Origin of the sequence: Xanthomonas euroxanthea (genome assembly GCF_900476395.1) — a bacterium.
Classification (GTDB): Bacteria; Pseudomonadota; Gammaproteobacteria; order Xanthomonadales; family Xanthomonadaceae; genus Xanthomonas; species Xanthomonas euroxanthea.
In genome coordinates this window covers 609,900-636,454 of sequence record NZ_UIHB01000002.1, presented here as the reverse complement: position 1 = coordinate 636,454, position 26,555 = coordinate 609,900, and the positions used below count along the sequence as shown (strand labels likewise).

The window sequence follows — 26,555 nt, the reverse complement described above, 5'->3', positions numbered from 1 at the left end:
CGTGCCACTATCATGGTTCGCATCCCATTCATGGACGTTGACGCAATGCAGGACACCGGCTTGATCGTGGAGGACCAGGGAGCGGTCCGTACGTTACGTCTGCACCGCCCGGCGGTGCATAACGCCTTCGATGCGACCTTGATCAGCGCGCTCACCGACGCCTTGCAGCAGGCCGGCCGGGCAGCGCAGATCCGGGTGGTGGTGATCACCGGTGCCGGCGCCGCGTTCTCTGCGGGCGCCGACCTGAACTGGATGCGCGGCATGGCCGGCGCCAGCGAGGCCGACAACGCGGCCGATGCGCTCGCCCTGGCGCGCCTGATGCGCACGCTGGACGAACTGCCCAAGCCGACCATCGCGCGCGTCAACGGCGCGGCGTTCGGCGGGGGCGTCGGCCTGGTGGCGTGCTGCGATATCGCCATCGGCTGCACCGAGGCGCGCTTCGGCCTGACCGAGAGCAAGCTCGGTCTGCTGCCGGCGGTCATTTCGCCGTACGTGATCGCGGCGATCGGCGCGCGCCAGGCGCGGCGCTGGTTCGCCACTGCCGAGATCTTCGACGCGGCCACCGCGCAGTTGCTGGGCCTGTTGCATCAACTGGTCACCGCCGACCAACTGGATATCGCGGTGGAGCGCCAGGTCCGCCTGTTGCTGGCGGCCGCGCCACTGGCGGCCGCCAGCGCCAAGGCCTTGGTGCGCGCGGCGCTGCCGCCGACCGACCGCGACGCCATCGACGCCGCCAACGCCGCGTGGATCGCACGCCTGCGCGTTTCCCCGGAAGGCCAGGAAGGCCTGGGTGCCTTCCTCGACAAGCGCAGCCCGGCCTGGTTGCCGGAGGGTGCGGCATGAGCGACTTCGTGCGCATTGTCGAAGTCGGCCCGCGCGATGGCCTGCAGAACGAAGCCACACCGATCGCCACCGCCGACAAGATCGCGCTGATCGACCGACTTTCCGCGACAGGGCTGCGCAGCATCGAGGCGACCAGCTTCGTCAGCCCGCGCTGGGTGCCGCAACTGGCCGACGCGGCCGAGGTGTTCGCCGGCATCACCCAGGCGCCGGGCATCGCCTATCCGGTGCTGGTGCCCAACCTGCAGGGCTATGCGCGCGCACGCGCCGCCGGTGCTCGGGAAGTGGCGGTGTTCACCGCGGCATCGGAGGCCTTCAATCGCACCAATACCAACGCCGGCATCGACGAATCGATCGAACGCTTTCGCCCGATCCTGGAACAGGCCGCCCTCGACGGCGTGCGCGTGCGCGGTTACGTCTCCACCGTACTGGGCTGCCCGTACCAGGGCGAGGTGCCGGTGGCCGACGTGGTCGATGTCGCGCAACGGCTGTACACGCTGGGCTGCTACGAGATTTCGCTGGGCGACACCATCGGCGTGGGCACACCGGGCAAGGCACGCCAGATGCTGACCGCCGTGGCGCAGGCGGTGCCGATGCCGGCATTGGCGGTGCACTTCCACGACACCTACGGCCAGGCGCTGGCCAATATCGCCGCCTGCCTGGAGCAAGGCGTGCGCGTGGTCGATGCGGCGGTGTCCGGAACCGGCGGCTGCCCCTACGCCAAGGGCGCCAGCGGCAATGTCGCCAGCGAAGACGTGGTGTACCTGCTGCACGGGCTGGGCATGCCGACCGGCATCGACCTGCCAGCCCTCGCCGACACCGGCCGCTGGCTGGCGCAGTTGCTCGGCCGCCAGACCGGCAGCAAGGTCGGCAAGGCCCTGGCGGCAGCTGACTGAGGCGCCAGTCCGGCATGCCACCGTCGCCGCGCCCGCTCCATTACAGGATCGGTCGCACTAACGCTTCGGCTAGAATCGCCGGCTGCGTCGTCACCCGTTCGCCTGCCGGCATCACCGGCCTCCAGGATCTCCGAGGAACCACCGCATGCAGCCTTCTTCTGTTCTTGCCATCGTCACCGGCGGCGTTTCCGGCCTGGGCCTGGCCGTGGCGCAGCGCATCGTGGCCGATGGCGGCAAGGTCGCGCTGTTCGACGTCAACGCCGACAAGGCCGACGCGGCGCTGGCGCTGCTCGGTGCGGGCAACGCACTGTACGTCGCCACCGATGTCACCGACGAGGCGCAGGTTGCCGCCAACGTGGCGCAGGCCGCGCAGGCGCTGGGCGGGCTCAACCTGGTGGTGAATTGCGCCGGCATCCTGGGCTCGGGGCGGGTGCTCGGCAAGGAAGCGCCGATGCCGCTGGCGACCTTCCGCACCACCGTGCTGGTCAACCTGGTCGGCAGCTTCAACGTGGCCAAGGCCGCGGCCGACGTGATGCAACACAACCATGCCGGCGACGACGGCGAGCGCGGCGTGATCATCAACACCGCCTCGGTGGCCGCCTACGAAGGCCAGATCGGCCAGGCCGCCTATGCGGCCAGCAAGGGCGGCGTGGTCGGCATGACCTTGCCGATGGCACGCGAACTGGCGCGCTTCGGTATCCGCGTGATGACGATCGCTCCGGGCGTGTTCTGGACCCCGATGGTGGACGGCATGCCCGAGGCGGTGCAGCAATCGCTGGCCGCGGCGATCCCGTTCCCCTCGCGCCTGGGCCAACCCGACGAATATGCCGACACCGTCGCCTTCATCCTGCGCAATCGCTATCTCAATGGCGAGGTGATTCGCCTGGACGGCGGCGTGCGCCTGGCACCCAAGTAGCGGGAATCGGGAGTTGGGAATGGGGAATCGTAACGACGCCCTGCTCTCAGTGTCCCGGCCCCCGGCTTTTTCGATTCCCCATTCCCAACTCCCGATTCCCATGAAAGCCAACGACATCAAGAAAGGCAACGTCGTCGAATACAACGGCGGCATTTACCAGATCCGCGACATCGAGCGCAGCTCGCCGCAGGGCCGCGGCGGCAATGTGCGCTTCCGCTTCATCATGTACAGCGTGCCGGGCGGTGTGAAAACCGACGCCAGCTTCGACGCCGACGACAACCTGCCGGAAGTGGAACTGCTGCGTCGCCTGTCCACGTTCTCGTACAAGGATGGCGAGGCGTTCGTGTTCATGGACGACGAAGACTTCACGCCGTACACGCTGGATGCGGAGGTGATCGGCACCGACGCCGGCTACATCACCGACGGGCTGACCGGCATCTACGTGCAGGTGATCGACGACCAGCCGGTGGCCGTGCAACTGCCGCAGACGGTGACGCTGGAAGTGATCGAAACCCCGCCCGAACTCAAGGGCGGCACCGCCACCAAGCGGCCCAAGCCGGCCAAGCTCAACACCGGCCTGGAAATCATGGTGCCCGAGTACATCACCAACGGTGAGCGCGTGCTGGTCAACACCACCACCGGCGAATTCGCGGGCCGCGCCGACTGATGCGCACGCCGGTCGTGATCCTTGCGCTGGGGCTGTTGGCTGCCTGCACGGAGCAACCGGCTCCGGCTACGGCGCCGACGTCCGCAGCCACGCCCGCGCCGGTGGCCTGCACCGACGCCAAGCTGGACGAGGAGTGGCTGCAACATCCGCCCGGCCTGTGCGGCATGCCGGAGGATGTGCGCACGCTGGTGGAGGACTACGACACCTGCGAGCACTTCGCGGGCGAGGAGCCGTACGACGCCGATCGTCGCCACGAAATCGACGTGGCGATCGCGCAGTTCTGCACGCCGGCACCGGCACGGCTTGCACAGCTGATGCAGCAGTACCGCAACAACGCGCAGGTCAGCGCCTGGCTGCGTAAGTATTCGGTGCAGGCGGATCTGCAACCGACTGGCTGAGCTGCGCCGGCTGGTGTGACAGGTGCCAGCTGGCGCATGCGTCGTCCCTGGCCGGAGCACTGGAAACTGGGACTTGCAGCTGCAGACGACAGCGCATCCCTTCTCCCATCTCGATAAGGTGGCGCAAAGCGCCGGATGAGGGGACGGGCGAAGCCTCATGCAGTTGGACCTCTACGGGAGCTTCGCCCCGTCCCTTGACCCCAATCCCCGCTCCGCGCGCCGGTGGCGCGCACGCCGCGCCTTCTCGCCCCGCAGGGAGAGGGGCCGGTACCGCCCTCCCCCGCGTAGTCCGAACCGCTATTGCGCCTGCAGAGGTATCCCCATCCCTGACCGCAGTTTGCCGGCAGCCGCATCACCCCGCGCTAGCACGCGCAGGCGGGCGCGCAGACGTTGCACATTTGCCTCGCCCTGCTCTAATCCAGTGCGGACCTCGGCCGGCAGTTGCTGCCGCCCCAGTGCCTGCAGCTGTTTCCAGCCGTCGACCAGTACGCCGGTTTCCTGCGCCACGCGCGCGCTCAGGTCCAGCTGCTCGTCTGCTTGCGGCAGTCCGTAGCCGGCGCTGCCCAACAACGTGGCCGGGTGACTGAGCTGGGCCTGCCGCGCAAATAGTGATTGCAGTTGACCCTGCACCGAGTCACGCCCGGCTGCGCCGGGTGTCAGCAGGCGCTTGAGCGCATCGCGTGCCAGCAACTCCTGGCGGCGCAACGCGGCCTGTTCCAGCAACAACGCTGCAGCCGTCTCGCGCAGACCGCCGCGCTCGAACCATTGCGCACGTGCGTCCGGCCGCGCGTCCAGCCATTGCTCCACGCTGGTCTGCGGCAGCGGCAGGCCGCGGCGGATCACCTCGAACATGGCCTGGTAATGCGCCGCCGCCGACTCGAAGTAATAGCCCTGGCGAGTCGCCTGCGCACGGTCGTCCAGCACCTGCAGGTCGGCGATGCCGGCACGGTGCAGCCGCTGGCGCACGCCGCGCGGGGTGATCGACGACAGCCCGGCCGCGGCCAGCCGCGGCACGCCGTCGTGCAGGAGCTTGAAAGTCTCCACCGCGCAATTGTTGCCGATGAAGTAGTAGCGCCCGTCGTAACTCCAGTGCACCTGCGCGGCGCGTGCGAGCAGCGCGGCGATCTCCTCGGGCGTGAGCTTCAGCGGCACCGACGACAGGGCACGCAGCTCCACCTTGGTGTATTCGTCGACCACCTGATTCAACGGCAATACGAACAGCCGCGAAGGATACGCGCCGGTCAGCCCGCGCCAGCTGGAAATCTGCACATCGCCGACGAAGGCGCGGAACGACAGCACGCGGTGATACTGCAGATCCAGACGGCAATCGGGGCCGGGCGCACGACCAGGGGCGCAGATCACCAGACGCAGCATGCTGTGGCCCCAGCGGCTCATCGGCTGCGCATTGCCCTCGGCCAGTAGATAGTCCACCGCGTACACACGCGCTGGATCCAGTGCCAACAGCGACATTGCGCCGGCATCGTTGTCGGCCTGCAGATACGGCAGCGCCGCCTCGCAGCGCGTTGCATCGGGCATGGCGCCAACCTGCTCGGCAAACCAGGCCGCCAGCGCCGGACGCCGGCAGTGGTAATCGGCATCGAGCACGTAGTGTTCGAGATTCACCGCGACGAATTCGGCCGGGCTGCGGCGTTCGTAATCGTCGGGGCTGCGATCGCTGAACCGGTTTGCGCCACGCCCGATCCGCCAGGGACGCACCTGCCAGCCAGCCAGATCGCGCAGCCGCGGGTCGCGCGACAGGCCACCGTGCGCACCACGGTCCAGCACGTGCGCCAGTTCGTGCACCACCGCCGCCATCGCCGCGCGCGTGGCCGGTGCACCGGGGTCGGCCTGCGCAGCGGCAGCCTGCGTGCTCCACGCATCCAGCAGCGCACGATCGAGCAGGATGCGCCGGCCGATCGCGCGGCCATGCACGTGTGCCGGCAAATCCGTACGCCACTGCAGCTGGATCGGTGCGTCGATACGCTGCATCCAGGCCGGCGGCAGGCGCTGCGCAACCTGCTGCACCAAGGCATGCGAGGCCTCGATCTGCACTGCCGACAGGCCCTGCGGATCGACATCGACGCGTGGTTCGGCCTGCACCGCCGGTGCGATCGCTGCGGCCAGCCACAGCCACCAGCACCGGCGTGGAGACCTCACTGGGCCAGGATGGACTGCGCCAGTTCCAGGTCGCTGGACAGCCGCGCCGCATCGCTACGGCTGCGCAGCTGAATCAGCGCCGCTTCCAGACGCACGCCGCGGATCGCGCCATTGCTGGCGACGAAGCCGGCCGCATCTTCGCGTGCATCGGCCACCACCTTGTCGTCGCCGGAACTGCTGCCGGAGGAATTGGACGAACCGGCCGACGATGCGCCGGCCGAGGTCCCGGCCAGGCTGGAGGCAACGGCTGCCAGCGGCAGCAGCGTCAGGGCGCAAAACACGAGGGAGCGCATCATTGGCGTATCGATTCCATGTGAAGGTGGTGAAAGACTAACCGGCACGTGCAGCGGCAGGCGCGTCGTCGATCTCGAACAGCTTGCCGGGATTCAGCAAAAGATGAGGATCGAACACATGCTTGATCCCGCGCATCAAGGCGATCTCCTCGGCCGAGCGCGTGCTCCACAGGTAGGCCTTCTTGACCAGGCCGATGCCATGTTCGGCAGAGATGCTGCCGCCAAAACGCTGCAAGGCCTGCGCCAGCAACTTGGTCACCTGGTCGCAGACCGCGACGAAATCGGCCTGGCTGGTGCCATCGGGCTTGAGCACGTTGATATGCAGGTTGCCATCGCCGATATGGCCGAACCACACCACATCGAAATGCGGATACGCATCGTGCAGCAGCGCCTGGGTTTCGGCCAGGAATGCCGGCATCACCGAGATGCGCACCGACACGTCGTTCTTGTAGGGCGTGTAGCGTGCCAGCGCCTCGGTGATGCCTTCGCGCAGTCGCCACAGTTGCGCGGCCTGCGCATCGCTCTGGCTGATCACCCCGTCGCTGACCCAGCCCTGCTCCATGCAGGTCTCGAATGCCGCCATCGCCGCGGCTTCCTGCGCCGCGTCGCCGGCGGCGAACTCGGTGACCACGTAGTACGGATGCACTTCGGCAAACGGCGCCTGCGCGCCGTGCGCCAGCACGTGCTCCAGTGCGCGGTCGGTGAAGAATTCGAACGCCTCCAGCCGCAGCTGCGCGCGGAAGGCGGCGAACACCTGCATCAGCACCTCGAACGAGGGCAGCGCCAGCAGCATCACGTTGCTGGGCGGCGGCGGGTCGGTCAATCGCAGCGTCGCTTCGACCACCACGCCGAGCGTGCCCTCGGAGCCGATCAGCAGATGGCGGAAATCGTAGCCGCTGGAATTCTTCACCAGCGCGTTGTTGAGTTCGAGCAGCTCGCCGGCACCGGTGACCACCTTCAGGCCGGCCACCCATTCGCGGGTGTTGCCGTAGCGGATCACGCGGATGCCGCCGGCATTGGTGGCGATATTGCCGCCGATCGAGCACGAGCCGCGTGCGGCAAAGTCCACCGGATACACCAGCCCATGCTCACGCGCGGCGTTGTGCACCGCCTCCAGCGGCATGCCGGCCTGGACGGTGAGCGTGCGATCCACCGCGTTGAACTCCAGCGGCTTGTTCAGGCGCTCCAGGCTCAGCACCAGCTCACCGTTGGCGGCCACCGCGCCGCCGGACAGGCCGGTGCGCCCGCCCGAGGGCACTACCGCCACCGCATGCGCATTTGCCCAGCGCAGCACCGCCTGCACCTCGTCCACCGAGCCGGGCAAGGCGATCGCAAGCGGGTTGGGCGTCCAGCGCCGCGTCCAGTCGCGGCCGTAGTGTTCCAGGTCGGCCGGCTCGGTCTTCAAACGCAACGCCGGCACGGCCTGTTGCAACGAAAGGATGCGGGGATCGGTCATGGCACACGGCGCTGCGGTAGGAACCGCACAGCGTGCCAGTGCGCGCCAGCCCCGTCCAGCTGCACGGCGTGCGGCCGAGGCGGTGTTGGATTCAGCTGAAACCGTTGCACCGCAAGGACTTTGCCTGCGCAAACACTGCGTTGCGACCGCCCCATCGCGCAGCCCATCTGGCATAGTTGCCGACCCGATTGCTGCAATGCGCTCCCCCCATGTCGCCGAAGAGAACCTCGTTTCCCAAGCAGGACATCCGCGTCCTGTTGCTGGAAGGCATCAGCCAGACTGCCGTGGATGTGTTCCGCGCCGCCGGTTATTCGCAGATCGAGCTGCACGCCAAATCGTTGCCGGAAGACGAGTTGATTGCCCGCATCGCCGAGGCGCATATCGTCGGCATCCGCTCGCGCACGCAGTTGAGCGCGCAGGTGCTGGCACATGCCAAGCGGTTGATCGCGGTGGGCTGCTTCTGCATCGGCACCAACCAGGTCGATCTGGACGCGGCCGAACTGGCCGGCATCCCGGTATTCAACGCGCCCTACTCCAACACCCGCAGCGTGGCCGAGCTGGTCATCGCCGAGGCGATCCTGCTGTTGCGCGGCATCCCGCAGAAGAATGCCGAATGCCATCGCGGCGGGTGGTCCAAGTCGGCCGCCGGCAGCCACGAAACGCGCGGCAAGGTGCTGGGCATCGTCGGTTACGGGCATATCGGCACCCAGGTCGGCGTGCTGGCCGAGTCGCTGGGCATGCAGGTGATCTTCCACGACATCGAAACCAAGCTGTCGCTGGGCAACGCGCGCGCGGCGATCGACCTGGACGACCTGCTGGCACGCGCGGACGTGGTGACCCTGCATGTGCCGGAGACGCCGTCGACCAAGGACATGATCGGCGCGGCGGAAATCGCGCGCATGAAACACGGCGCGCACCTGATCAACGCCTCGCGTGGCACCGTGATCGACATCGACGCTCTGGACGCGGCGCTGAGCTCCGGCCAGATCGGCGGCGCGGCGGTGGACGTGTTCCCGATCGAGCCCAAGGGCAACGGCGACGCGTTCGAATCCCCGTTGACCGCACACGACAACGTGATCCTGACCCCGCACGTGGGCGGCAGCACGCTGGAAGCGCAGGACAATATCGGTGTCGAAGTGGCCGCCAAGCTTGTGCGCTACAGCGACAACGGCAGCACCCTGTCGGCGGTGAACTTCCCCGAGGTCACTTTGCCCGAGCATCCCGACAGCCTGCGCCTGCTGCACATCCACCGCAACGTGCCGGGCGTGCTGTCCAAGATCAACGAACTGTTCTCGCGCCACAACGTCAACATCGACGGCCAGTTCCTGCGCACCGATGCCAAGGTGGGCTACGTGGTGATCGACGTCAGCGCCAGCGAGGCGCAGGCCACCGCGCTGAAGGAAGGCCTGGCGTTGATCGAGGGGACCTTGCGGACGCGGATCTTGTATTGAGCTGTTGATGCACGCGCGGCCCTCATCCGCGGCCCTCATCCGGCGCTTTGCGCCACCTTCTCCCGCAAGCGGGAGAAGCAAGTGCAGGTCACCCTTCTCCCGGGAGCTCCCTTGTCCCGCTCGCGTCCCTCTCGCGCGCTCCCCTCTTCCGCGCGCCCTCTTCTCCCGCCAGCTCCCTTCTCCCGCTCGCGCCCCTCTCGCGCGCGCTCCTCTCTTCCGCACGCCCTTGTCTTCCCGCTGGCGCCCTTCCCTCGCGTACTTCTTTCTCCCGCGCGCTCCCTTCTCCCGCTTGCGGGAGAAGGTGCCCGCAGGGCGGATGAGGGCACACGCCCTCAATCCTCCTCACACGCCTCGCGCCACCCACTTCTCGGCCATGCGCCGCATCGACGGATCCAGCTGCGGATCGGCAAGCAGCTCGGCGATCGGCCGCCACGCCAGGGCCAGTGACTCCTCGCTGACCTCGAACGCCTCGTCCGCTCCAGCCACCACCACATAGCGCGCGTCGTAATGCCAGTGCCCGGCCACCTCGCCGCGTGCGGGAATCCAGTGGCGGTCCAGGTCGAAGATGTCTGCATCCACCAGGCGCAAGCCGCTCAATCCGGATTCCTCCTGCGCCTCGCGCAGGGCCACCTGCGCCAGGTCGCGGTCGCCGTCGGCGTGCCCGCCCAGCTGCAGCCAGCGCTGCAGCTTGCGGTGGTGGGTCAGCAACGTGCGCGTGCCATCGGCGCTGACCACCCAGGCCGAACCGGTGAAATGACCTTCGACACGCTCGCGCAGGAACGGGTTGGTGGCATCGTCCAGCAGCTGTGCGAACTGCTCGGCCAGCCCGGCTTCGTCGGGCCAGCGTGCGCGGTAGTCGGCCAATCGCTGTTGCAGGGTTGCATCCACCATCTGTCGCTCTCGGTCGCCCGTCGCGGGCCAGGTGGCCATTATCGCCATTCATGCTGCGTACGTGCTTGTCGTGAGCGTGTAGCTTTGGCAAGGTAGGCCGCTTGCCTGTCCGTTGGGGACGCGGCGCACACCTTCGCCCGGGCGCCAGCGCCTTAGCCTTGCCACTTAGGGATGTACCGAATGCTGAAGTCTCTGTTGAGGGTCAAACCGATCGAGCCCGCTGGACATGTGGATGGGGGCGAACCGGTCGAAGGCAGCCTGCAAGGCGAAGCCACCCTGCAACGCACCCTCACCGCCAAGCACCTGATCATGCTCGGCATCGGCGCGGTGATCGGCGCCGGCATCTTCGTGCTGACCGGCCAGGCCGCTGCCAACCATGCCGGCCCGGCGGTGATGCTGTCCTTCGTGTTTGCGGGCATCGCCTGTGCGTTCGCCGGCCTGTGCTACGCAGAGTTCGCGGCGATGATGCCGGTCTCCGGCAGCGCCTACTCGTATTCATATGCCACCCTTGGCGAAGGCATCGCCTGGTTCATCGGCTGGTGCCTGGTGCTGGAATACCTGTTCGCCGGCTCCAGCGTGGCGGTCGGCTGGTCGGCCTACCTGATCAGTTTCCTGACCGGCACGCTCGGATTGCCGTTCCCGGCGGAGCTGGCCGGTGCACCACTGGCCTGGGACGGCCACAACTTTGTCAGCTCCGGCAACCTCATCAACCTGCCGGCCGTGCTGATCGTGGCTGCGGTGAGCATGCTGTGCTACGTGGGCGTCACCCAGTCGGCGTTTGCCAACGCCATCGTGGTGGCGATCAAGGTGGTGGTGATCTGCCTGTTCGTCGGCTTCGGCATCGCCTACATCGATCCGGCCAACTGGCACCCTTTCATTCCGGAAAACACCGGGCCGGGCCAGTTCGGCTGGGACGGCGTGTTCCGTGCGGCGTCCATCGTGTTCTTCTCCTACATCGGCTTCGACGCGGTCTCCACCTCCGCCGGCGAGACCAAGGATCCGCAGAAGAACATGCCGATCGGCATTCTGGTGTCGCTGGCTGTCTGCACTGTCATCTACATCATCGTCTGCGCGGTGCTGACCGGCCTGTTGCCCTACACCCAGCTTGGCACCGCCAAGCCGGTGGCCACGGCGCTGGAAGCGCACCCGCAGCTGACCTGGCTCAAGACCGCAGTGGAGATCGGTGCAATCGCCGGCCTGTCCTCGGTGGTGCTGGTGATGCTGATGGCGCAGCCGCGCATCTTCTACACCATGGCCAAGGACGGGTTGATGCCCAGACTGTTCGGCAAGGTGCACCCGAAGTTCCACACGCCCTACGTCGGGACGATCTTCGTCGGCGTGGTCGCGGCGCTGCTGGCCGGGCTGATTCCGCTCAGCGTGCTGGGCGAACTGGTGTCGATGGGCACCCTGCTCGCCTTCGCCACCGTGTGCGCCGGGGTCATGGTGCTGCGTTTCACCAAGCCGGATCTGCCACGGCCGTTCCGGGTGCCGCTGGCGATGCTGATCTGCCCGCTCGGCGCGCTGGCCTGCCTGTTCCTGTTCTTCCAGGCCTTCCAGGAACACTGGAAGGTGTTCGTGGGCTGGACCGTGATCGGCCTGGTCATCTATTTCGGGTATGGCATTCGCCATAGCCGGCTGGCCCGCAGGGTTTGACTGCAAGTCCCTCGCAAGAGCCCGCACATCTCGCACACGCCCGCACCTCCATGTGCAGGGATTCAACAGGAACCGCTGCATGTTCAAGCAACTCTGGGCCACCAAACACCCGCACGCCAGCCATGAGGCGGCCGACGGGCTGGGCCTGCAACGTGCACTCGGGCCCTGGGGGCTGACTGCCCTGGGCATTGGCGCGGTGATCGGCGGCGGCATCTTCGTCATCACCGGCCAGGCCGCGGCCGACCATGCCGGCCCGGCGATCATGCTGTCATTCGTGCTGGCCGCGGTGTGCTGCGCGTTCTGCGCGATGGCCTACGCCGAATTTGCCGCGATGGTGCCGGTGTCCGGTAGTGCCTACACCTATACCTACGCCACCTTCGGCGAACTGGCGGCCTGGTTCATCGGCTGGATGCTGGTGCTGGAATACGGCGTCTCCGCCTCGGCGGTGGCGGTCAGCTGGACCGGCTACTTCCTCAGCCTGCTGGAACATTTCAACATCCACCTGCCGGCCGCCCTGGTCAGCGCGCCGCTGGACGGCAAGCTGCAGCGCACCGGCGCGATCGCCAACCTGCCTGCGGCCGGTATCGTGCTGCTGCTGACCTGGCTGTGCTACGTGGGCATCCGCAAGTCGTCGGCAATGAACATGGCGATGGTGATCCTCAAGACCGGCTTGATCCTGCTGGTGATCGCAGTGGGCTGGAAATACGTCGATACCGCCAACTGGCACCCGTTCATCCCGGCCAACGAAGGCCCGGGCAAGTACGGCATGGAAGGCGTGCTGCGCGGCGCGGCAATGGTGTTCTTCGCCTACATCGGCTTCGAGGCAGTGTCGGTGGCGGCGCAGGAATCGCACCGCCCGCAACGCGATCTGCCGATCGGCATGATCCTGTCGCTGGTCATCTGCACCGTGCTCTACATCGCCATGGCGGCGGTGATGACCGGCCTGGTGCCCTACACCCTGCTCGGCACCGACGAGCCGGTGGTGACCGCGGTAGCGGCGCATCCGCAACTGGCCTGGCTGCGCGTGGTGGTGGAAGTGGGTGCACTGATCGGGCTGTCGTCGGTGGTGCTGGTGATGATCATCGGCCAGCCGCGCATCTTCATGATCATCGCGCGCGACGGCCTGCTGCCGTCGATCTTCACCCGCATCCATCCCAAGTACCGCACCCCGCACGTCAACACCGTGATCACCGGCGTAGGCATCGCCCTGCTGGCGGCGGTGTTCCCATTGGACGTGCTGGGCGAGCTGACCTCGATGGGGACGCTGATCGCCTTCGCGGCGGTATGCGCCGGCGTGCTGATCCTGCGCCGTACCCACCCGGAACTGCCGCGCCCATTCCGCATGCCGGTGGCCTGGCTGATCTGCAGCGCCGGCGTATTGAGCTGCCTGGCGCTGCTGTCGGCGATGACCCTGCACAACTGGATGTTGATGGGGGTGTGGACGCTGGTCGGGCTGGTGGTCTATTTCGGCTACGGCTACCGCCACAGCCGTCTGCGCGACGGTCGCTGAGCACGCGCGCGCGCCAGCAGCCACTGACGAACGACCACCCGCCGGTGTATGGCAGAGCGGGTGACAGTCTTCGGCTGCTGGGCGGCTGGTCTGCGGCTTGGCTGCAGGGTCCTGATCTGCTGATCTGCAACTTGGCTGCAGGGTCCTGATCTGCTGATCTGCAACTTGGCTGCAGGGCCCTGGTCTGCTGATCTGCAACTTGGCTGCAGGACCCTGGTCTGCTGATCTGTGGCTTGGCTGCAGGGCCCTGGTCTGCTGATCTGTGGCTTGGCTGCAGGGCCCTGGTCTGCTGATCTGTGGCTTGGCTGCAGGGCCCTTGCCCGCCCACCATCGCGGGACACGCCGCAAGTACATCCCTGTAGGCTCTTACGCGGCATCCATGCCGCATAAGGTCCCGCGACGGTGAGCGGGCAAGGACCTGTCGAGATGGTCGGTGTGCATCGTTGAAAGCAGAAGATGAGGTGCGATGGTCGAGCCACTGTGTCTCGACCGGCTTCCCACCGCTCGTCTCACCGCAGACCGAGCAGCAGACAAGGGTTTTTGACGCGCAATCCGCAAACGTCGCGTCTGCCCACCGCAAGCCGAGCACCACGCTTTCAAGAAAGCAGCCGACCAACTGTCTGGTGCGGTGTCCTTACCGGTTGCGGGACCGTGTGGCGGCATGGATGCCGCCACCGAGCCCCCAGGGACGGGTTCACGGCGTGTCCCGCAAGCGGTGAGGGCACCGCGCCCTCGACCGACTAAGCATTTCACCTGGCCCCTGACTGCCTCCGACAAGAGGCGGCCAACAAAAACCATTGCGTTCACCGCCTGACGCGCGCTCTTTGTCTCCTGTCAGCCATTCGCGACCCGGGCGTGGCAGCAATAAACCCTGCTGCGCTGCACCTGACCGTAATCCGGCGGGGCAGTAGAATAGGTCCATGAATGCGACCACTGCCCCCCTGCCCTATAGCGCCGCGCGTCTGCACGAGCTGGCGCAACTGCTGATCGGCAACATCCGCGAGCTGGCCCAGGCCGGCTGGACGCCGGCCACCAGCAGCAATTTCTCCCATCGCCTGGACGAACAGCACGCCGCGATCACCGTGTCCGGCCGCGACAAGGGCCGCCTGGTCGAGGAAGACATCATGGTGGTGGACTTCGATGGCCTGGCCGTCGGCCGGCCGTTGCGCCCGTCCGCGGAGACGCTGCTGCATACCCAGCTGTATCGCCGCTTCCCGGAGATCGGCTGCGTGCTGCATACCCATTCGCCGGTGCAGACCATCGCCTCGCGGCTGTATGCCGGCGCCGGCGTGATCCGGCTGGAAGGCTATGAGCTATTGAAAGCCTTCGAGGGCAACACCACCCATGAAACGGCAGTGGACGTGCCGGTGTTCGCCAATACGCAGGACATGCAGGTGCTGGCCGCGCAGGTGGAAGCCTTGCTGGACAAACAGAGCCTGTGGGGGTATCTCATCGAAGGACACGGTCTGTATGCCTGGGGCCGCAACATGGCCGAGGCACGCCGTCACCTGGAGGCCTTCGAATTCCTGCTGCATTGCGAACTCGAGCTGCTGAAGCTGCGCGGCCCGCGCTGAGTCCTCGCCACCTCCCCCTTCCCTTGTGAGCCAGATCGCCATGAGCCGACTGCGTATCTTCGCCGACACCAATCCCAGCATTCCGGAATTCGACAGCCGCGACGGCGATGCCATCGCCGCCGAGCTGACCAAGATCGGCGTGACCTTCGAGCGCTGGCATGCCAGCCAGCCGGTCGAGCCCGGCGCCACGCCCGAGCAGGTCATGGATGCCTACCGCGTCGACATCGACCGCATCAGTGCCGAGCGCGGCTTCAAGACCGTGGACGTGGTCAGCATCGCGCCGGACAACCCCAAGCGCGAGGAGATGCGCGCCAAATTCCTCGACGAGCACTTCCACAAGGAAGACGAGGTGCGTTTCTTCGTGGCCGGCTCGGGCCTGTTCACGCTGCACGTGGACGACAAGGTCTACGAGATCGAATGCGTGAAGGACGACCTGATCGCCGTGCCCGATAGCACCCTGCACTGGTTCGACATGGGGCCGGAGCCCCACTTCGTGGCGATCCGCTTCTTCACCGAGCCCGATGGCTGGGTCGGCCACTTCACCGGCACCGAAATCGCCCAACAATTCCCCCGCTACGCCCCCGAGAAACCTCACAAGGCCAGCTGACGATGACACGACCGCAAGCGATCCTCACCGATATCGAAGGTACGACCAGCAGCATCTCGTTCGTCAAGGACGTGTTGTTTCCGTATGCGCGTCGCGCCATGCCGGCCTACGTGCGCGAGCACGGCGGCCACCCACAGGTGCGGCACTGGCTCAACCAGGTGGCCGACGAGATCGGCGAGGACGTGCCGGACGAGGTCCTGGTCAGCACCCTGCAGACCTGGATCGACGAGGATCGCAAGCACACCGCACTCAAGGCGTTGCAGGGCATGATCTGGGGCGATGGCTACAAGACCGCCGACTTCACCGCGCATATCTATGCCGATGCGGCAATCCAGCTGCAGGCCTGGCATGCGGCCGGCATTCCGCTGTACGTGTATTCGTCCGGCTCGGTGCCGGCGCAGAAGCTGTTCTTCGCGCACAGCGATGCCGGCGACCTGAGCGGCCTGATCAGCGACTGGTTCGATACCGAGGTCGGCCCAAAGCGCGAGAGCGCCAGCTACCGCCGCATCGCCGAACGCATCGGCGTGCCGCCGGGCGAGATCCTGTTCCTGTCGGATGTGATCGAAGAGCTGGACGCCGCCAAGCGTGCCGGCATGCGCACTGCGCTGCTGGACCGTCTGGAGGATTACCCCACGCCACGCGCGGCCGACGAGATCGGCAGCCACCAGCGCGTGGAGAGTTTTACCGAGCTGGCGCTGTAAGCACGCTCGACAAGCCGGCTGCGCTCACCAATGGGTCAGCGCAGCCGCTGTCTGGTGCTTCGCGCGCTGCGGATAGGTGACGGTTCAAGTGCACCATCTGCGCCTGCCTGACGGCACGCTCGCGCCGCCTTTTGCCGGCTCGGGTCAGCCGGCCCCGCCAATGCGGATTGGCGAGGCCCGGCATGGAAGGCCTGCTGCACGGGACGTATTCTGCAAGATGTGCCCGAAGCACAGCGATGGACGTTGTGCAGCGTCACCGCCTGCGTCGCAATCACGGCGCCCAGGCGCTCCACCCGTCTCTCCCAGACTTCGGCGTTTTTCCATGTCGCTGCATTCCACCTTCGGACCGAGCGCCTTGCTGCGGCGACTCTCATTGTTGATCGTCATCGTGGCCTTGATGGCCGGCTGCCATCCCGATGCCGGTGCCGCATTGCCGAACCAGGCGGCAGCAAGCAAGGACGAGGTCGATCCGGTCGACCACGCTGCGCTCGCGCAGGCCTTGAACGCGCTGCAGCCGCAGCGCCCCGGCGTGACCGATCTGTATGTGGTCGGCTTCGCCGGCGATGCCAGCGACGATGTGTTCCGCAACGAAACGCTCTACCTCAAGCAGCTGTTCGAACGGCGCTTCGATGCGCGCGGCCGCGTGGTCACGTTGGTCAACAACCCGGACAATCTGGGCGAGCAGCCTTACGCGCCGCTGGCGACCTACGACAACCTGTACGACACGCTTGCGGCGGTCGGCAAGCGCATGGATCGCAAGGAAGACGCGCTGCTGCTGTTCGTCACCACCCATGGCACCGAAGACCACACGCTGTACGTGCAGGTGGACCAGAACGAAGAGGATTTCATCAGCCCGCAGGATCTGCGTCAGGCGCTGGACGATGCCGGGATCGGCAACCGCATCATCGTGCTGTCGGCCTGCTACTCGGGCGGCTTCATTCCGGCGCTGCGTTCACCGGACACGCTGGTCCTCACTGCTGCGCGCGCAGACCGGCCTTCGTTCGGCTGCGGCAACACCTCCAATGCGACCTACTTCGGCCAGGCCTGGTTGATCGATGCGATGAACCGCAGCGACGACCCGTTGGCGGCGTTCGCCATCGCCAAAACGGCGATCACTGCGCGCGAGAAACAGGACGGCGAATTGCCGTCGTTGCCGCAGCAGTCGCTCGGCAGGCGCATCGCGCCGGTGCTGGCACGCTGGCGTGCAGGCCTGCATGCAGGCCCGGCGGTGGCCTATCCGTATCCACCGCTGGATGCTGTGCCGGATGACGGGCAAGACCGCGTTCCAGAAAGCGATTCCGATACGCAGCCACTGCACAGCCCGACGAACGCCAAAGCGCCGGCCGCTCCCACCCGCCCGCGCAACCCGCTGCCCGTGCCCTTGCCACCGACACCGACACCGACACCCTGATCACTGTCACGCGCTGAGACTAATTCTCATTTCGTCAGCGCTCGCGCGGCCTCGCTACACTCGTCCGGCCAGCCAGCGCACGCCAGCCAGCATCGATCCCCGCCAGCGCGCCATCGCCTGCCAGCCCGGATCCCAGAACGCCTCCCTCGTGGAGGCGTTTGTGTTTCTGCCCCCCAGGATTCAGCCGCGCATCCATCCACAACGCTCCCGTAGGAGCGCATTCATGCGCGAAGGGCTCTCCACACACACTCGCACCCCGCACAGCCCTCAAGGATCGGCGCGCTGCAGGCGATACACCGTGCGTGCGCTGTACTGCCCGGTCGGCAGCGACGCGCGTACGTCCACGGTGTGTTCGCCCACCTCCAGCGTGGTCGGCAATGCGCCACGCCACAGGTGCGTGGACGGCGTGGCCTCGGGCGAGCGGTCGTAGCCGCGCAACTGCTCGGCCGCATCGTCGCGCACGTTCTCTGCCAGCAGCCGCGGATCGGCACGCTCCACCCGCTTCATCGGCTGCCATGCGCCATTGTCGATGCGCATCTCGACGAGGGTGTCGTCCCGGCCCATGAACACATTGGCGTAGATCCCCCAGGCCGCATACGCGCCCTGGCGCAGCACCTTGGGCGCGTGCAGCAGCAGTTGCGCATCATCGACCGAACGCGCGACGTGATAAGCCAGCGTGTAGTCGCCGCCGGGCGCCACCTGCAGCACCGCGTAACCGTTCGGCGTGCCATCGCTCATCGTCGCGTCGGGAATGCCCGCGGCGTCCTTGGCACCGGACCAGAACGCACCGCAGGCCGCGCCGACGTTGTATTCGTGCAGCGGGCGGGCGCCCTGCCAACCTTCGTCGGCGCCGTGATCGACCTGTCGCTGGGTATGGCTGTGTGCGCTCAGCACCAGCACATGCGGGAAATCCTTCAACAGGGCGAACAGGCGGCGGCGATCGGCATGCCGGAAGGTCTCCTGCCCCGGCGCTGCGTCGAACAACGGAATATGCATGCCCAGCACCAGCAGCCGCTCGCGCGGCAGCTGCGCCAGATAGGCCTGCAGGAACGCGAACTGGTCCTCGCGCAGGCCGCCGACATAGGCCGGTTTGCCGCCTGGCGTATAGATCACATCGTCCAGGAACACGAAGCTGGCGTTGGCCTCTTCCACCGCGTAGGTGTCCGGGCCGTAGACGGCACGCCAGCTGTCCAGCGACTGCGCATCGTCGCCCGCATCGAAGTTGAGATCGTGATTGCCCGGCACATGGAACCACGGCACGCCCAGCTGGGTGGTGACCTTGTTCAGGGCCGGGTACAGGCTCAGATCGTCGCTGACGATATCGCCCAGCGTGGTGCCCAGCCGGGCCGGGGTCTTGCCGACGATCGGCGCGACGATATCGCGCTGGTAATACCCCACGTCGGTCAGGCTCGCGGTCTGGCTGTCGGCGAATACCAGCATCTGGAACCCACCCTTGCCGGCGCTGGCGCGCGGGGTCAGCGCGAAATCCCAGTGCCGGGTGTTGCGCCCGGTGGCGGCGATGCCAGGGTACTTGCGCTTGGCCGATCCCGTGGGTGCGTAGTGCCGCCAGAAACCCGGCAGTCCGTCCGCGCTTGGCACAAAGCTGCGGTCGCCTGGCTTGATCACGAACACCGTCTGCCCGTCGCGTACCGGCAGGCGGTAGCGGCCTTGCGCGTCGGTGCGCACCAGCTGCTCGCCGTTGGAGACGGTCACGTCGCTGATGCCCGGCTCGTCGGCGCTGCGTCCGGCACGCCCGTCGCGCTCTTCGTAGACGATGCCATCGACCACGGCATCGCGTGCGTACGCGCCCCCCGCGAGCAAACCCAGGGCCAACAGAGCGAAGCGAAGCTGCATGCGTTTTCCCGCGGAAAGACCAGCGGAAATTGTACCTGCCACGGCCGAGCGCACATCACGCCCCCCCTCATCGTAGGAGCGCACCCGGGCGCGACGGGCGTTATCGGTAACGCTCCGTCGCGCCCGGGTGCGCTCCTACGGGTGATGCTATTGGTGGCGCGACTCCAGCAGCGCCACCGCATCGGCCAGGCCCAGGCCGCGCGCGCGCAACAGCACGATCAGGTGATACAGCAGGTCGGCCGACTCGCCGAGCAACTCGGCATCGCCCTGCACCACGCCGGCCAGCGCGGTTTCCACGCCCTCCTCGCCCACCTTCTGCGCGATGCGGCGGATGCCCTGCTCGAACAGCTTGGTGGTGTAGCTGCCGTGCGGGCGCTCCTGCTCGCGCGTGGCGATCAAGGCATCCAGGCTGCCGAGGAACTGGCCGGGCGCGGTGGGGAAACAGCTGGTGCGGCCAAGATGGCAGGTCGGCCCATGCGGGCGCGCCTGCACCAGCAGCGTGTCGGCATCGCAATCGGTCTGGATCGACACCACCTTCAACACGTTGCCCGAGCTCTCGCCCTTGGTCCACAGGCGCTGCTTGCTGCGGCTGAAGAAGGTGACTTCGCCGCGCTGCTGCGTGACCGCCAGCGCTTCGGCGTTCATGTAGCCCAGCATCAGCACGCGCAGGTTGTCGGCGTCCTGTACGACCACCGGCAACAAGCCATCGCCCTTGCGCCAGTCCAGCGCGGCGAGCGCGTCGCCCGCTGCCGTCTCGTTACTGCCCATCACGTACCTCGATCTGTTGCGCGCGCAGGAATTGCTTGAGTTCCGGGATCGGAATCGCGCCACTGTGGAACACGCTTGCTGCCAGTGCGCCATCGACATCGGCCTGGTCGAACACGTCGGCAAAATGCTGCATGTCGCCGGCACCGCCGGAGGCAATCAACGGCACGTGGCACAGCGCACGCACCTGGCGCAGCTGCGCGATGTCGTAGCCGCGCCGCACCCCATCGTTGTCCATGCAGTTGAGCACGATCTCGCCGGCGCCCAGACGCTGCGCTTCGGCGACCCACTCCAGCGTGCGCATCGGCAGGGCCTGGGTCTTGCTCGGATCGCCGGTGTAGCGGCGCACGCGCCACTGCCCATCGTCCTCGCGGATCGAGTCAATGCCGACCACCACGCATTGCACGCCGAAGGCATCTGCCAGTTCGGAGATCAGCTGCGGCCTGCCGAGCGCCGGCGAGTTGATCGAAATCTTGTCGGCACCGGCATGCAGCACCGCGCGCGCGGTGTCCACATTGCCGATGCCGCCGGCCACGCAGAACGGGATATCGATCAGCCGCGCCACCCGCTCGACCCAGGTGTAATCGACCGAGCGCCCTTCCGGGCTGGCACCGATGTCGTAGAACACCAGCTCGTCGGCACCTTGCGCGCGGTAACGCAGCGCCAGTTCGACGATGTCGCCCATGTCGATGTGGTCGCGGAACTTGACGCCCTTGACCACGCGTCCGTCGCGCACGTCCAGGCAGGGAATGATGCGGCGGCTCAGCATGCCAGTGCCTCCTTCAACGCCAGATGCCCTTCCAGCAAGGCCTTACCGAGCACGATGCCGGCGCAGCCGGCAGCCTTGGCGGCAGCGACATCGGCCAGGTTGCGCGCGCCGCCGGACACCTGCACCTGCAACTGCGGCGCCAGCGCGCGCAAGTGCGCGTACAGGTCCATGTTCGGGCCAGACAACATGCCGTCGCGCGCGATGTCGGTGCACAGCAGATGCTGCAGGCCGGCCTGCGCATAGCGCACGGCCAGCTGATCCAGCGTGGCCTCGGCCGCTTCGGTCCAGCCATGCACCGGCAACTGCCATACGCCGTCAGCGTCCTGGCGCGTGTCCAGCGCGATGGTCAGCCGATCGGCGCCGAATTCCTGCAGCCAGGCGATGACGGTATCGGCCTGGCGCACCGCCAACGAGCCGATCACCACGCGCGCGGCGCCGGCATCGAGGATGCGCGCCACATCCTCGCGTGAGCGCACGCCACCGCCGGTCTGCACCTGCAAGCCGGTGGCACGGGCGATCTCGCCGAGCGTGCTCGCCAGCGTATAACCGCCGGCCTTTGCCGCATCCAGATCGACCAGATGCATCCACTGCGCGCCGGCATCGGCAAATGCCTGCGCGCGTGGCAGCACATCGTCGCCGTACTGCGTCTCGCGTGCGTAGTCGCCTTGCAGCAAGCGCACCACGCGGCCGTTGCGGATATCCAGCGCCGGGTAAACGGTGAAACTCATGGGAAGCTCATCTCAAGAAAATTGCGCAGGATGCGTGCACCGGTCTCGGCCGAACGCTCGGGGTGGAACTGCGCGCCGCAGCGCAGGCCGTGCTGCACCACTGCGGTGAACAGACCGCCATGGTCGCAGGCGGCCACGGTGTCGGCCGTCATCGGCGCGGCATACCCATGCACGAAATAGGCACTGGCGCGCTCCGGCAAACCGGCCAGCAACGCGGAGTCGCGCATCGGCACCAGCTGATTCCAACCCATATGCGGCACGCGTATGCCGAGTGCGGGCGTCATGTGCCGCACGATGCCCGGCAGCACGCCCAGGCAATCGACATCGCCTTCTTCGGAATGTTCGAACAGCAACTGCATCCCCAGGCAGATGCCGATCAACGGCACCTGCAACTGCCGCAACGGCTCGACCAGGCCCTGTGCGCGCAGGCGCGACATCGCCTCGGGCGCGGCGCCGACGCCAGGCAGGATCACCCGCTGCGCGCCCTGCAACCCTGCTGCATCGCGTACCAGGCGCGCTTCCACGCCCAGCCGTTCCAATGCGTAGCGCACCGAGCCCAGGTTGGCGCCGCCGGCATCGATCAACGCGACATCGGTCATAGCGCACCCTTGGTGGTGGGCAACGCAGTGCCTTCGCGACGGATCGCCTGACGCAGCGCACGCGCCAGGGCCTTGAAGCAGGCCTCGACCTTGTGGTGGTCGTTCTCGCCACGCACGCTCAGGTGCAGGTTCAGGCCGGAGGCATCGCAGATCGAGCGGAAAAAATGCGGGACCAGTTCGGTCGGCATGTCGCCCACGCGCTCACGCTTGAACTGGCCTTCAAACACGAAGTACGGCCGGCCGCTGAAGTCCAGCGCGGCGCTGGCGATGGTTTCGTCCATCGGCAGCGTGAAGCCATGCTGGGTGGTATCGCCGGCAACACGCCACGGGCTGTCGTCGGGGTCGAAGCCGTAACGGCCGATGCCGCGCTTGTCGCCCAGCGCTTCGCGCAAGGCCTGGCCCAATGCCAGACCGGTGTCTTCGATGGTGTGGTGCTCGTCGATATGCAGATCGCCCTCGGCGCGGATATCTAGCGCAAAGCCGCCGTGCTTGCCGATCTGCTCCAGCATATGGTCGAAGAACGGCAGGCCGGTGGCGGTCTTCGGTTCGGCCACGCGATCCAGATCCAGTTCGACGCGGATCCGGGTTTCCTTGGTATTGCGCTGGACCACCGCACGCCGTGGCGCATCGGCCAGCTCGTGTGCAATGCCTGGCCAGTCCCACTCGCCGCCGAATTCGTCGGTGCGCAGCTGGAAACCGCGGATATTGAGGTTCTGCGCGAACTGGATGTCGGTGATGCGGTCGCCCACCATCGCCGAGCGTGCCCAGTCGATCGTGCGGTCCTGCAGGTAAGGCACCATCAGGCCGACACCGGGTTTGCGCGTGGGCGCGTTGTCGGCCGGCCAGCTGCAGTCGATCAACACTTCGCGGAACACGATGCCCTGGCTGGCGAAGATCTGCAGCATCAGGTTGTTCGGGCCATCGAAGGACGCGCGCGGATAGCTCTCGCTGCCCAGCCCGTCCTGGTTGCTGACGATGACGAATTGATAGCCGGCGTCGCGCAACTTCAGCATCGCCGGGATCACGTTGTCGACCAGGCGCAGTTTTTCGTAGGCGTCGATCTGGTAATCGGCCGGCTCGGTGATCAGCGTGCCGTCGCGGTCGACGAAGAGAATCGGGGTCATGCGGCGGCCTCCTGCGTGCGTTGCAGCGCGCTCAGCACTCGCGCGTTCTGTTCGGGCGTGCCCAGGGTGATGCGCAGGGCATCGGACAGCTGCGGTACCGCGCGTTGATCGCGCACCACCACGCCGGCCTCCAGCAGCGCCTGGAATGCCGCTTCGGCATCGTCGAAACGCACCAGCAGAAAGTTGCCCTGCGAGGGGTACACCTGACGCACGCCGGCCAGCTGCTCGAGTGCGGTGTGCACGCGTGTGCGCTCGTTGCGCACCTCGGCGATGCGCCGGCGCGTGACCTCCAGCGCCGGTGCTGACAAGGCCTGTTCGGCCATTGCCGCGCACGGCGTCGGCACCGGGTATGGCGCCTGGCAGCGCCGCAACAAGGCGATCAACTCGGCGTTGGCGATCAGGCTGCCGATGCGTGCCGCTGCCAGCGCATGCGCCTTGGACAACGTGCGCAACACCGCCAGATTGTCGTAGCGCGCAAGCAGGCTCACTGCCGAGGGTATGTCGGAGAACTCGCCGTAGGCTTCGTCAACCACCACCAGCGCCCTGCCCCGCAGGGCCTGCAAGGCGGTTTCGATGTCGTCCAGGGCAATTGCCGAGCCGGCCGGGTTGGACGGCGAGCACAGGAACACCAGCTTGGCCTGCGAGCTCAGCGCTGCTTCGACGATCGCCGGAATATCCGCGTGGAAACCGTCAGGTCCATCCACCAGCGGCACTTCGACCAGGGGTGCGTTCTGCAGGCGTGCGCACACCGCGTACATGCCGAACACCGGCGGGGTCACCACCACCGCATCGCGCCCGGGCACGCACAGGCCGCGCACCAGCAGATCGATTGCCTCGTCGCTGCCACGGCCGATCAGCAGCTGCTCGGGCGTACAGCCATACAGCCCCGCCAATGCAGCGCGCAGACCCTTGGGCTGCGGGTCCGGGTAGCGCCGCGTGCTGCCGTCGGGATCGGCAGGATTGCCCCAGGCTGACTCGTTGGCGTTGAGCCACACATCGCCCTGCAACGCGCTGGTGCGTGCTGAGGAGTAGCCGGCGAAGGCACGCAGATCCTCACGCACCAGTTCCAGAATCGATGGCGTACTCATGCTGCCACTCCCATGCGCAATGCCACTGCATTGGCGTGCGCATCCAGACCCTCGGCGCGCGCCAGGATCAGCGCGCAAGCGCCGATGCCGTCGATGCCGGCCTTGCTGGCGGCCTGCACGCTGACCATGTTCTGGAAGCTGGCCACGCTTACGCCGCTATAGGCGCGCGCCGCACCGCTGGTCGGCAGCACGTGGTTGGTGCCGCTGCAGTAATCGCCCAGCGCTTCGGGCGTGTAATCGCCGAGAAATACCGAGCCGGCCGCTTCGACCTGGCCCAGCCACGCACGCGGCTCGCGCAGCGCAAGGATCAGGTGTTCCGGTGCATAGCGATTGCTGATCGCAAACGCCTCCTGCAGCGCCTGCACCTTGATCAGGCGCGATTGCGCCAGCGCCTGACGCGCGATCCCGGAGCGGGAGAGTTGCGCCAGCTGGGCATCGAGTTCCACCTGCACCGCCGCGATCAGCGCATCGCTGTCGGACAACAGCAGTACCTGCGAATCCGGGCCGTGTTCTGCCTGCGAGAGCAGATCGGCGGCAACGAAGGCCGGCTGCGCGCCGGCATCGGCGATCACCAGCACTTCGGACGGGCCGGCCGGCATGTCGATCGCCGCCGCGCCGGACTGCGCCACCTGTTGCTTGGCCTCGGTGACGAAGCTGTTGCCCGGGCCGAACAACTTGTCGCAACCCGGAACCGAATCGGTGCCGTACGCCATTGCCGCAATCGCCTGCGCACCGCCGAGCTTGAACACACGCCGCACGCCGGTCAGCTGCGCGGCGACCAACACCGCCGGATCGACGCTGCCGTCTTTGCGCGGTGGCGTGCACAGCACCACCTCGCGGCAGCCGGCCAGACGCGCGGGAACCCCGAGCATCAACGCAGTCGACGGCAACGGCGCACTGCCGGCCGGCACGTACAGGCCGACCCGGCCGATCGGCCGCACGATCTTTTCGCAGACCACGCCTGGCGCGGTCTCCACTGCATAGCCTTCGCTCATGCCCGCGCGGTGGAAGGTGTCGATGCGCGCCACCGCGTCCTGCATGGCCTGGCGCAGTTCCGGCGCCACCGCCGCTTCGGCGGCGGCAAATTCGGCATCGCTCACGGCGAAGCTGTCCAGTGCCACGCCATCGAAACGCGCGGTGATCTCGCGCAAGGCGGCATCGCCGCGTGCGCGCACATCGGTAATCAATGCAGCCACCGCATCGCGCGTCTGCGTGGCCACGGTCTGCACCGGGCGGGTCAATGCCTGGGTCCGCGCAGCGGTGTCCAGTTGCGACCAATCGAGAATATTCATGCCAGCGAGCGCTCCACCGTCAACACCATCAGACCTTGCGCACCTGCGCGTTCGAGTTCTTCCAGCCGCTGCCAAGTCACCGCGCCATGGCACATGGTCTGCAGCCGCAGTGCGCCGTTGCCGTCGTCGGGCAGCTGCACCAGCGGCTCGGCATCGGGCAGCAGGCGGCGCAGCGCATCCACGGCGTCATGCTCGGCGCGGAACATCAGCAGCTTGCTGTCGCGCAGCTTGAGCACGCCGTCCATGCGCCGCAGCAGCATCGCCAGCAATGCTGCGCGCGCGTCGGCCGGCTCGCGCACCGCACCGGCCAGCACCGCTTCGCTTTCCATCACCAATTCCACCGGCTTGAGCTGGTTGGCGGCCAGGGTGGCGCCGCTGGAGACCAGGTCGCAGATCAGATCGGCGGTGCCCAGGCGCGGGGCGATCTCCACCGAGCCGGACAATTCCACCACTGCCGCGTCGATGCCCTGGCGCTCCAGCCAGTCGGCCAAGATCGCCGGGTAGCTGGTGGCGATCCGCTTGCCGGCCAGTTGCGCCACGCCCTGCCAGTCCCACTCTTCCGGCACCGCCAGCATCAGCCGGCACTGGCCGAAACCGACCCCGCGCACCGCGTGATACGCGGCCGGCAGGCCGTTGCGGCGGCGCTCGGATGCCTGCTCCTCGAGTTCGTTCTGGCCGACGATGCCCAGGTCGCAGACGCCATCGGCGATCAGGCCGGGGATGTCGTCGTCGCGCACCAGCAGCAGGTCCACCGGCAGCGATTCGCCGTAGCAGAACAGCTTGTCGCGGCTCTGCCGCCAGCTCAGCCCGCAGGCCGCCAGCAGGCTGCGCGCCGGTTCGGCCAGGCGGCCGCTCTTCTGGATGGCGATACGCAACCGGTCACGTGCCGGTGCTGCCGTGGAAGCACTCATCATG

Annotated in this window: 25 protein-coding genes; 12 read left to right on the top strand and 13 right to left on the bottom strand. The window is 67.2% G+C overall.

Features of this window, described 5'->3' with window-relative positions:
- Positions 1-45: 45 nt before the first annotated feature.
- From CPBF1521_RS09975 to CPBF1521_RS09955, 5 genes are all read left to right on the top strand, one after another.
- Positions 46-843 carry an enoyl-CoA hydratase-related protein gene (locus CPBF1521_RS09975; RefSeq protein ID WP_115676862.1) on the top strand — a complete coding sequence of 266 codons (798 nt, stop codon included), beginning with the start codon at positions 46-48 and terminating at the stop codon, positions 841-843.
- Positions 840-1,736 carry a hydroxymethylglutaryl-CoA lyase gene (locus CPBF1521_RS09970; RefSeq protein ID WP_115676861.1) on the top strand — a complete coding sequence of 299 codons (897 nt, stop codon included), beginning with the start codon at positions 840-842 and terminating at the stop codon, positions 1,734-1,736. The genes CPBF1521_RS09975 and CPBF1521_RS09970 overlap by 4 nt, the downstream gene beginning before the upstream one ends.
- A 145-nt stretch (positions 1,737-1,881) precedes the next feature.
- Positions 1,882-2,652: an SDR family NAD(P)-dependent oxidoreductase gene (locus tag CPBF1521_RS09965; protein WP_104648639.1), complete on the top strand. Its 771-nt coding sequence runs from the start codon at positions 1,882-1,884 to the stop codon at positions 2,650-2,652.
- Between the two features lie 100 nt (positions 2,653-2,752).
- Positions 2,753-3,319 carry an elongation factor P-like protein YeiP gene (gene yeiP, locus CPBF1521_RS09960; protein ID WP_115676860.1) on the top strand — a complete coding sequence of 189 codons (567 nt, stop codon included), beginning with the start codon at positions 2,753-2,755 and terminating at the stop codon, positions 3,317-3,319.
- Positions 3,319-3,717 carry a hypothetical protein gene (locus tag CPBF1521_RS09955; protein ID WP_181901187.1) on the top strand — a complete coding sequence of 133 codons (399 nt, stop codon included), beginning with the start codon at positions 3,319-3,321 and terminating at the stop codon, positions 3,715-3,717. The genes yeiP and CPBF1521_RS09955 overlap by 1 nt, the downstream gene beginning before the upstream one ends.
- 297 nt (positions 3,718-4,014) lie before the next feature.
- Here the strand turns inward: CPBF1521_RS09955 and CPBF1521_RS09950 are convergent, their stop codons facing one another.
- The 3 genes from CPBF1521_RS09950 to CPBF1521_RS09940 are packed head-to-tail and all read right to left on the bottom strand — an operon-like array spanning position 4,015 to position 7,623.
- On the bottom strand, positions 4,015-5,874 hold the full coding sequence (locus tag CPBF1521_RS09950) for a DUF7844 domain-containing protein (protein WP_115676859.1): 1,860 nt from the start codon (positions 5,872-5,874) through the stop codon (positions 4,015-4,017).
- Positions 5,871-6,170 carry a DUF2388 domain-containing protein gene (locus CPBF1521_RS09945; RefSeq protein ID WP_115676858.1) on the bottom strand — a complete coding sequence of 100 codons (300 nt, stop codon included), beginning with the start codon at positions 6,168-6,170 and terminating at the stop codon, positions 5,871-5,873. The genes CPBF1521_RS09950 and CPBF1521_RS09945 overlap by 4 nt, the downstream gene beginning before the upstream one ends.
- A gap of 34 nt (positions 6,171-6,204) precedes the next feature.
- Entirely contained in the window at positions 6,205-7,623 is a 1,419-nt protein-coding gene (locus CPBF1521_RS09940) for an FAD-binding oxidoreductase (protein WP_115676857.1), read from the bottom strand.
- Between the two features lie 209 nt (positions 7,624-7,832).
- Between CPBF1521_RS09940 and serA the strand changes: the two genes are divergently transcribed.
- Positions 7,833-9,074, top strand: a complete 1,242-nt coding sequence (gene serA, locus CPBF1521_RS09935; protein WP_104648634.1) for a phosphoglycerate dehydrogenase — start codon at positions 7,833-7,835, stop codon at positions 9,072-9,074.
- A 342-nt stretch (positions 9,075-9,416) separates the two neighbouring features.
- On the opposite strand, the gene CPBF1521_RS09930 is transcribed toward serA, so the two are convergent.
- Positions 9,417-10,004, bottom strand: a complete 588-nt coding sequence (locus tag CPBF1521_RS09930) for an NUDIX hydrolase (RefSeq protein ID WP_181901186.1) — start codon at positions 10,002-10,004, stop codon at positions 9,417-9,419.
- A 141-nt stretch (positions 10,005-10,145) separates the two neighbouring features.
- On the opposite strand from CPBF1521_RS09930, the gene CPBF1521_RS09925 reads away from it, so the two are divergent.
- From CPBF1521_RS09925 to CPBF1521_RS09895, 6 genes are all read left to right on the top strand, one after another.
- Complete coding sequence (locus CPBF1521_RS09925) at positions 10,146-11,618, top strand: amino acid permease (RefSeq protein WP_164739368.1); 1,473 nt, start codon at positions 10,146-10,148, stop codon at positions 11,616-11,618.
- Positions 11,619-11,697: 79 nt separating this feature from the next.
- Complete coding sequence (locus tag CPBF1521_RS09920; protein ID WP_016904398.1) at positions 11,698-13,128, top strand: amino acid permease; 1,431 nt, start codon at positions 11,698-11,700, stop codon at positions 13,126-13,128.
- A 920-nt stretch (positions 13,129-14,048) separates the two neighbouring features.
- The gene (locus tag CPBF1521_RS09910; RefSeq protein ID WP_104535541.1) at positions 14,049-14,702 is read left to right on the top strand and encodes a methylthioribulose 1-phosphate dehydratase; all 654 of its coding nucleotides are present in this window, start codon (positions 14,049-14,051) and stop codon (positions 14,700-14,702) included.
- A gap of 40 nt (positions 14,703-14,742) precedes the next feature.
- Positions 14,743-15,309, top strand: a complete 567-nt coding sequence (locus CPBF1521_RS09905; protein WP_104585392.1) for a 1,2-dihydroxy-3-keto-5-methylthiopentene dioxygenase — start codon at positions 14,743-14,745, stop codon at positions 15,307-15,309.
- 2 nt (positions 15,310-15,311) lie between these two features.
- Complete coding sequence (mtnC, locus tag CPBF1521_RS09900; protein ID WP_115676855.1) at positions 15,312-16,010, top strand: acireductone synthase; 699 nt, start codon at positions 15,312-15,314, stop codon at positions 16,008-16,010.
- A 322-nt stretch (positions 16,011-16,332) separates the two neighbouring features.
- The gene (locus CPBF1521_RS09895; protein ID WP_115676854.1) at positions 16,333-17,421 is read left to right on the top strand and encodes a C13 family peptidase; all 1,089 of its coding nucleotides are present in this window, start codon (positions 16,333-16,335) and stop codon (positions 17,419-17,421) included.
- A gap of 267 nt (positions 17,422-17,688) precedes the next feature.
- On the opposite strand, the gene CPBF1521_RS09890 is transcribed toward CPBF1521_RS09895, so the two are convergent.
- The 9 genes from CPBF1521_RS09890 to hisG form a co-directional block, all read right to left on the bottom strand.
- Positions 17,689-19,275, bottom strand: coding sequence for a calcineurin-like phosphoesterase C-terminal domain-containing protein (locus CPBF1521_RS09890; RefSeq protein ID WP_115676853.1), 1,587 nt, complete (start codon positions 19,273-19,275; stop codon positions 17,689-17,691).
- A 147-nt stretch (positions 19,276-19,422) separates the two neighbouring features.
- On the bottom strand, positions 19,423-20,043 hold the full coding sequence (hisIE, locus tag CPBF1521_RS09885; RefSeq protein WP_115676852.1) for a bifunctional phosphoribosyl-AMP cyclohydrolase/phosphoribosyl-ATP diphosphatase HisIE: 621 nt from the start codon (positions 20,041-20,043) through the stop codon (positions 19,423-19,425).
- Positions 20,033-20,809 carry an imidazole glycerol phosphate synthase subunit HisF gene (gene hisF, locus CPBF1521_RS09880; protein ID WP_115676851.1) on the bottom strand — a complete coding sequence of 259 codons (777 nt, stop codon included), beginning with the start codon at positions 20,807-20,809 and terminating at the stop codon, positions 20,033-20,035. Before hisF ends, hisIE begins: the two co-directional genes overlap by 11 nt.
- Positions 20,803-21,537: a 1-(5-phosphoribosyl)-5-[(5-phosphoribosylamino)methylideneamino]imidazole-4-carboxamide isomerase gene (hisA, locus tag CPBF1521_RS09875; protein ID WP_016904937.1), complete on the bottom strand. Its 735-nt coding sequence runs from the start codon at positions 21,535-21,537 to the stop codon at positions 20,803-20,805. The genes hisF and hisA overlap by 7 nt, the downstream gene beginning before the upstream one ends.
- On the bottom strand, positions 21,534-22,136 hold the full coding sequence (gene hisH / locus CPBF1521_RS09870; RefSeq protein WP_016904936.1) for an imidazole glycerol phosphate synthase subunit HisH: 603 nt from the start codon (positions 22,134-22,136) through the stop codon (positions 21,534-21,536). Before hisH ends, hisA begins: the two co-directional genes overlap by 4 nt.
- Positions 22,133-23,260, bottom strand: a complete 1,128-nt coding sequence (gene hisB, locus CPBF1521_RS09865) for a bifunctional histidinol-phosphatase/imidazoleglycerol-phosphate dehydratase HisB (RefSeq protein ID WP_115676850.1) — start codon at positions 23,258-23,260, stop codon at positions 22,133-22,135. Before hisB ends, hisH begins: the two co-directional genes overlap by 4 nt.
- Complete coding sequence (hisC, locus tag CPBF1521_RS09860) at positions 23,257-24,348, bottom strand: histidinol-phosphate transaminase (RefSeq protein ID WP_115676849.1); 1,092 nt, start codon at positions 24,346-24,348, stop codon at positions 23,257-23,259. Before hisC ends, hisB begins: the two co-directional genes overlap by 4 nt.
- On the bottom strand, positions 24,345-25,640 hold the full coding sequence (gene hisD / locus CPBF1521_RS09855) for a histidinol dehydrogenase (protein WP_115676848.1): 1,296 nt from the start codon (positions 25,638-25,640) through the stop codon (positions 24,345-24,347). Before hisD ends, hisC begins: the two co-directional genes overlap by 4 nt.
- Positions 25,637-26,551 carry an ATP phosphoribosyltransferase gene (gene hisG, locus CPBF1521_RS09850; protein WP_115677105.1) on the bottom strand — a complete coding sequence of 305 codons (915 nt, stop codon included), beginning with the start codon at positions 26,549-26,551 and terminating at the stop codon, positions 25,637-25,639. Before hisG ends, hisD begins: the two co-directional genes overlap by 4 nt.
- Positions 26,552-26,555 lie beyond the last annotated feature (4 nt).

What these genes read in the sequence shown, in the direction of transcription:
- mtnC (WP_115676855.1), top strand. Translation starts at nt 15,312, where the DNA reads ATGACACGACCGCAAGCGATCCTCACCGATATCGAAGGTACGACCAGC.
- hisC (WP_115676849.1), bottom strand. Translation starts at nt 24,348, where the DNA reads ATGAGTACGCCATCGATTCTGGAACTGGTGCGTGAGGATCTGCGTGCC.
- CPBF1521_RS09910 (WP_104535541.1), top strand. Translation starts at nt 14,049, where the DNA reads ATGAATGCGACCACTGCCCCCCTGCCCTATAGCGCCGCGCGTCTGCAC.
- hisH (WP_016904936.1), bottom strand. Translation starts at nt 22,136, where the DNA reads ATGACCGATGTCGCGTTGATCGATGCCGGCGGCGCCAACCTGGGCTCG.
- CPBF1521_RS09975 (WP_115676862.1), top strand. Translation starts at nt 46, where the DNA reads ATGCAGGACACCGGCTTGATCGTGGAGGACCAGGGAGCGGTCCGTACG.
- CPBF1521_RS09945 (WP_115676858.1), bottom strand. Translation starts at nt 6,170, where the DNA reads ATGATGCGCTCCCTCGTGTTTTGCGCCCTGACGCTGCTGCCGCTGGCA.
- CPBF1521_RS09895 (WP_115676854.1), top strand. Translation starts at nt 16,333, where the DNA reads ATGTCGCTGCATTCCACCTTCGGACCGAGCGCCTTGCTGCGGCGACTC.
- CPBF1521_RS09940 (WP_115676857.1), bottom strand. Translation starts at nt 7,623, where the DNA reads ATGACCGATCCCCGCATCCTTTCGTTGCAACAGGCCGTGCCGGCGTTG.
- hisG (WP_115677105.1), bottom strand. Translation starts at nt 26,551, where the DNA reads ATGAGTGCTTCCACGGCAGCACCGGCACGTGACCGGTTGCGTATCGCC.
- CPBF1521_RS09955 (WP_181901187.1), top strand. Translation starts at nt 3,319, where the DNA reads ATGCGCACGCCGGTCGTGATCCTTGCGCTGGGGCTGTTGGCTGCCTGC.
- serA (WP_104648634.1), top strand. Translation starts at nt 7,833, where the DNA reads ATGTCGCCGAAGAGAACCTCGTTTCCCAAGCAGGACATCCGCGTCCTG.
- CPBF1521_RS09925 (WP_164739368.1), top strand. Translation starts at nt 10,146, where the DNA reads ATGCTGAAGTCTCTGTTGAGGGTCAAACCGATCGAGCCCGCTGGACAT.
- yeiP (WP_115676860.1), top strand. Translation starts at nt 2,753, where the DNA reads ATGAAAGCCAACGACATCAAGAAAGGCAACGTCGTCGAATACAACGGC.
- CPBF1521_RS09965 (WP_104648639.1), top strand. Translation starts at nt 1,882, where the DNA reads ATGCAGCCTTCTTCTGTTCTTGCCATCGTCACCGGCGGCGTTTCCGGC.
- CPBF1521_RS09905 (WP_104585392.1), top strand. Translation starts at nt 14,743, where the DNA reads ATGAGCCGACTGCGTATCTTCGCCGACACCAATCCCAGCATTCCGGAA.
- hisD (WP_115676848.1), bottom strand. Translation starts at nt 25,640, where the DNA reads ATGAATATTCTCGATTGGTCGCAACTGGACACCGCTGCGCGGACCCAG.
- CPBF1521_RS09930 (WP_181901186.1), bottom strand. Translation starts at nt 10,004, where the DNA reads ATGGCCACCTGGCCCGCGACGGGCGACCGAGAGCGACAGATGGTGGAT.
- CPBF1521_RS09890 (WP_115676853.1), bottom strand. Translation starts at nt 19,275, where the DNA reads ATGCAGCTTCGCTTCGCTCTGTTGGCCCTGGGTTTGCTCGCGGGGGGC.
- hisA (WP_016904937.1), bottom strand. Translation starts at nt 21,537, where the DNA reads ATGAGTTTCACCGTTTACCCGGCGCTGGATATCCGCAACGGCCGCGTG.
- hisF (WP_115676851.1), bottom strand. Translation starts at nt 20,809, where the DNA reads ATGCTGAGCCGCCGCATCATTCCCTGCCTGGACGTGCGCGACGGACGC.
- CPBF1521_RS09970 (WP_115676861.1), top strand. Translation starts at nt 840, where the DNA reads ATGAGCGACTTCGTGCGCATTGTCGAAGTCGGCCCGCGCGATGGCCTG.
- CPBF1521_RS09920 (WP_016904398.1), top strand. Translation starts at nt 11,698, where the DNA reads ATGTTCAAGCAACTCTGGGCCACCAAACACCCGCACGCCAGCCATGAG.
- hisB (WP_115676850.1), bottom strand. Translation starts at nt 23,260, where the DNA reads ATGACCCCGATTCTCTTCGTCGACCGCGACGGCACGCTGATCACCGAG.
- hisIE (WP_115676852.1), bottom strand. Translation starts at nt 20,043, where the DNA reads ATGGGCAGTAACGAGACGGCAGCGGGCGACGCGCTCGCCGCGCTGGAC.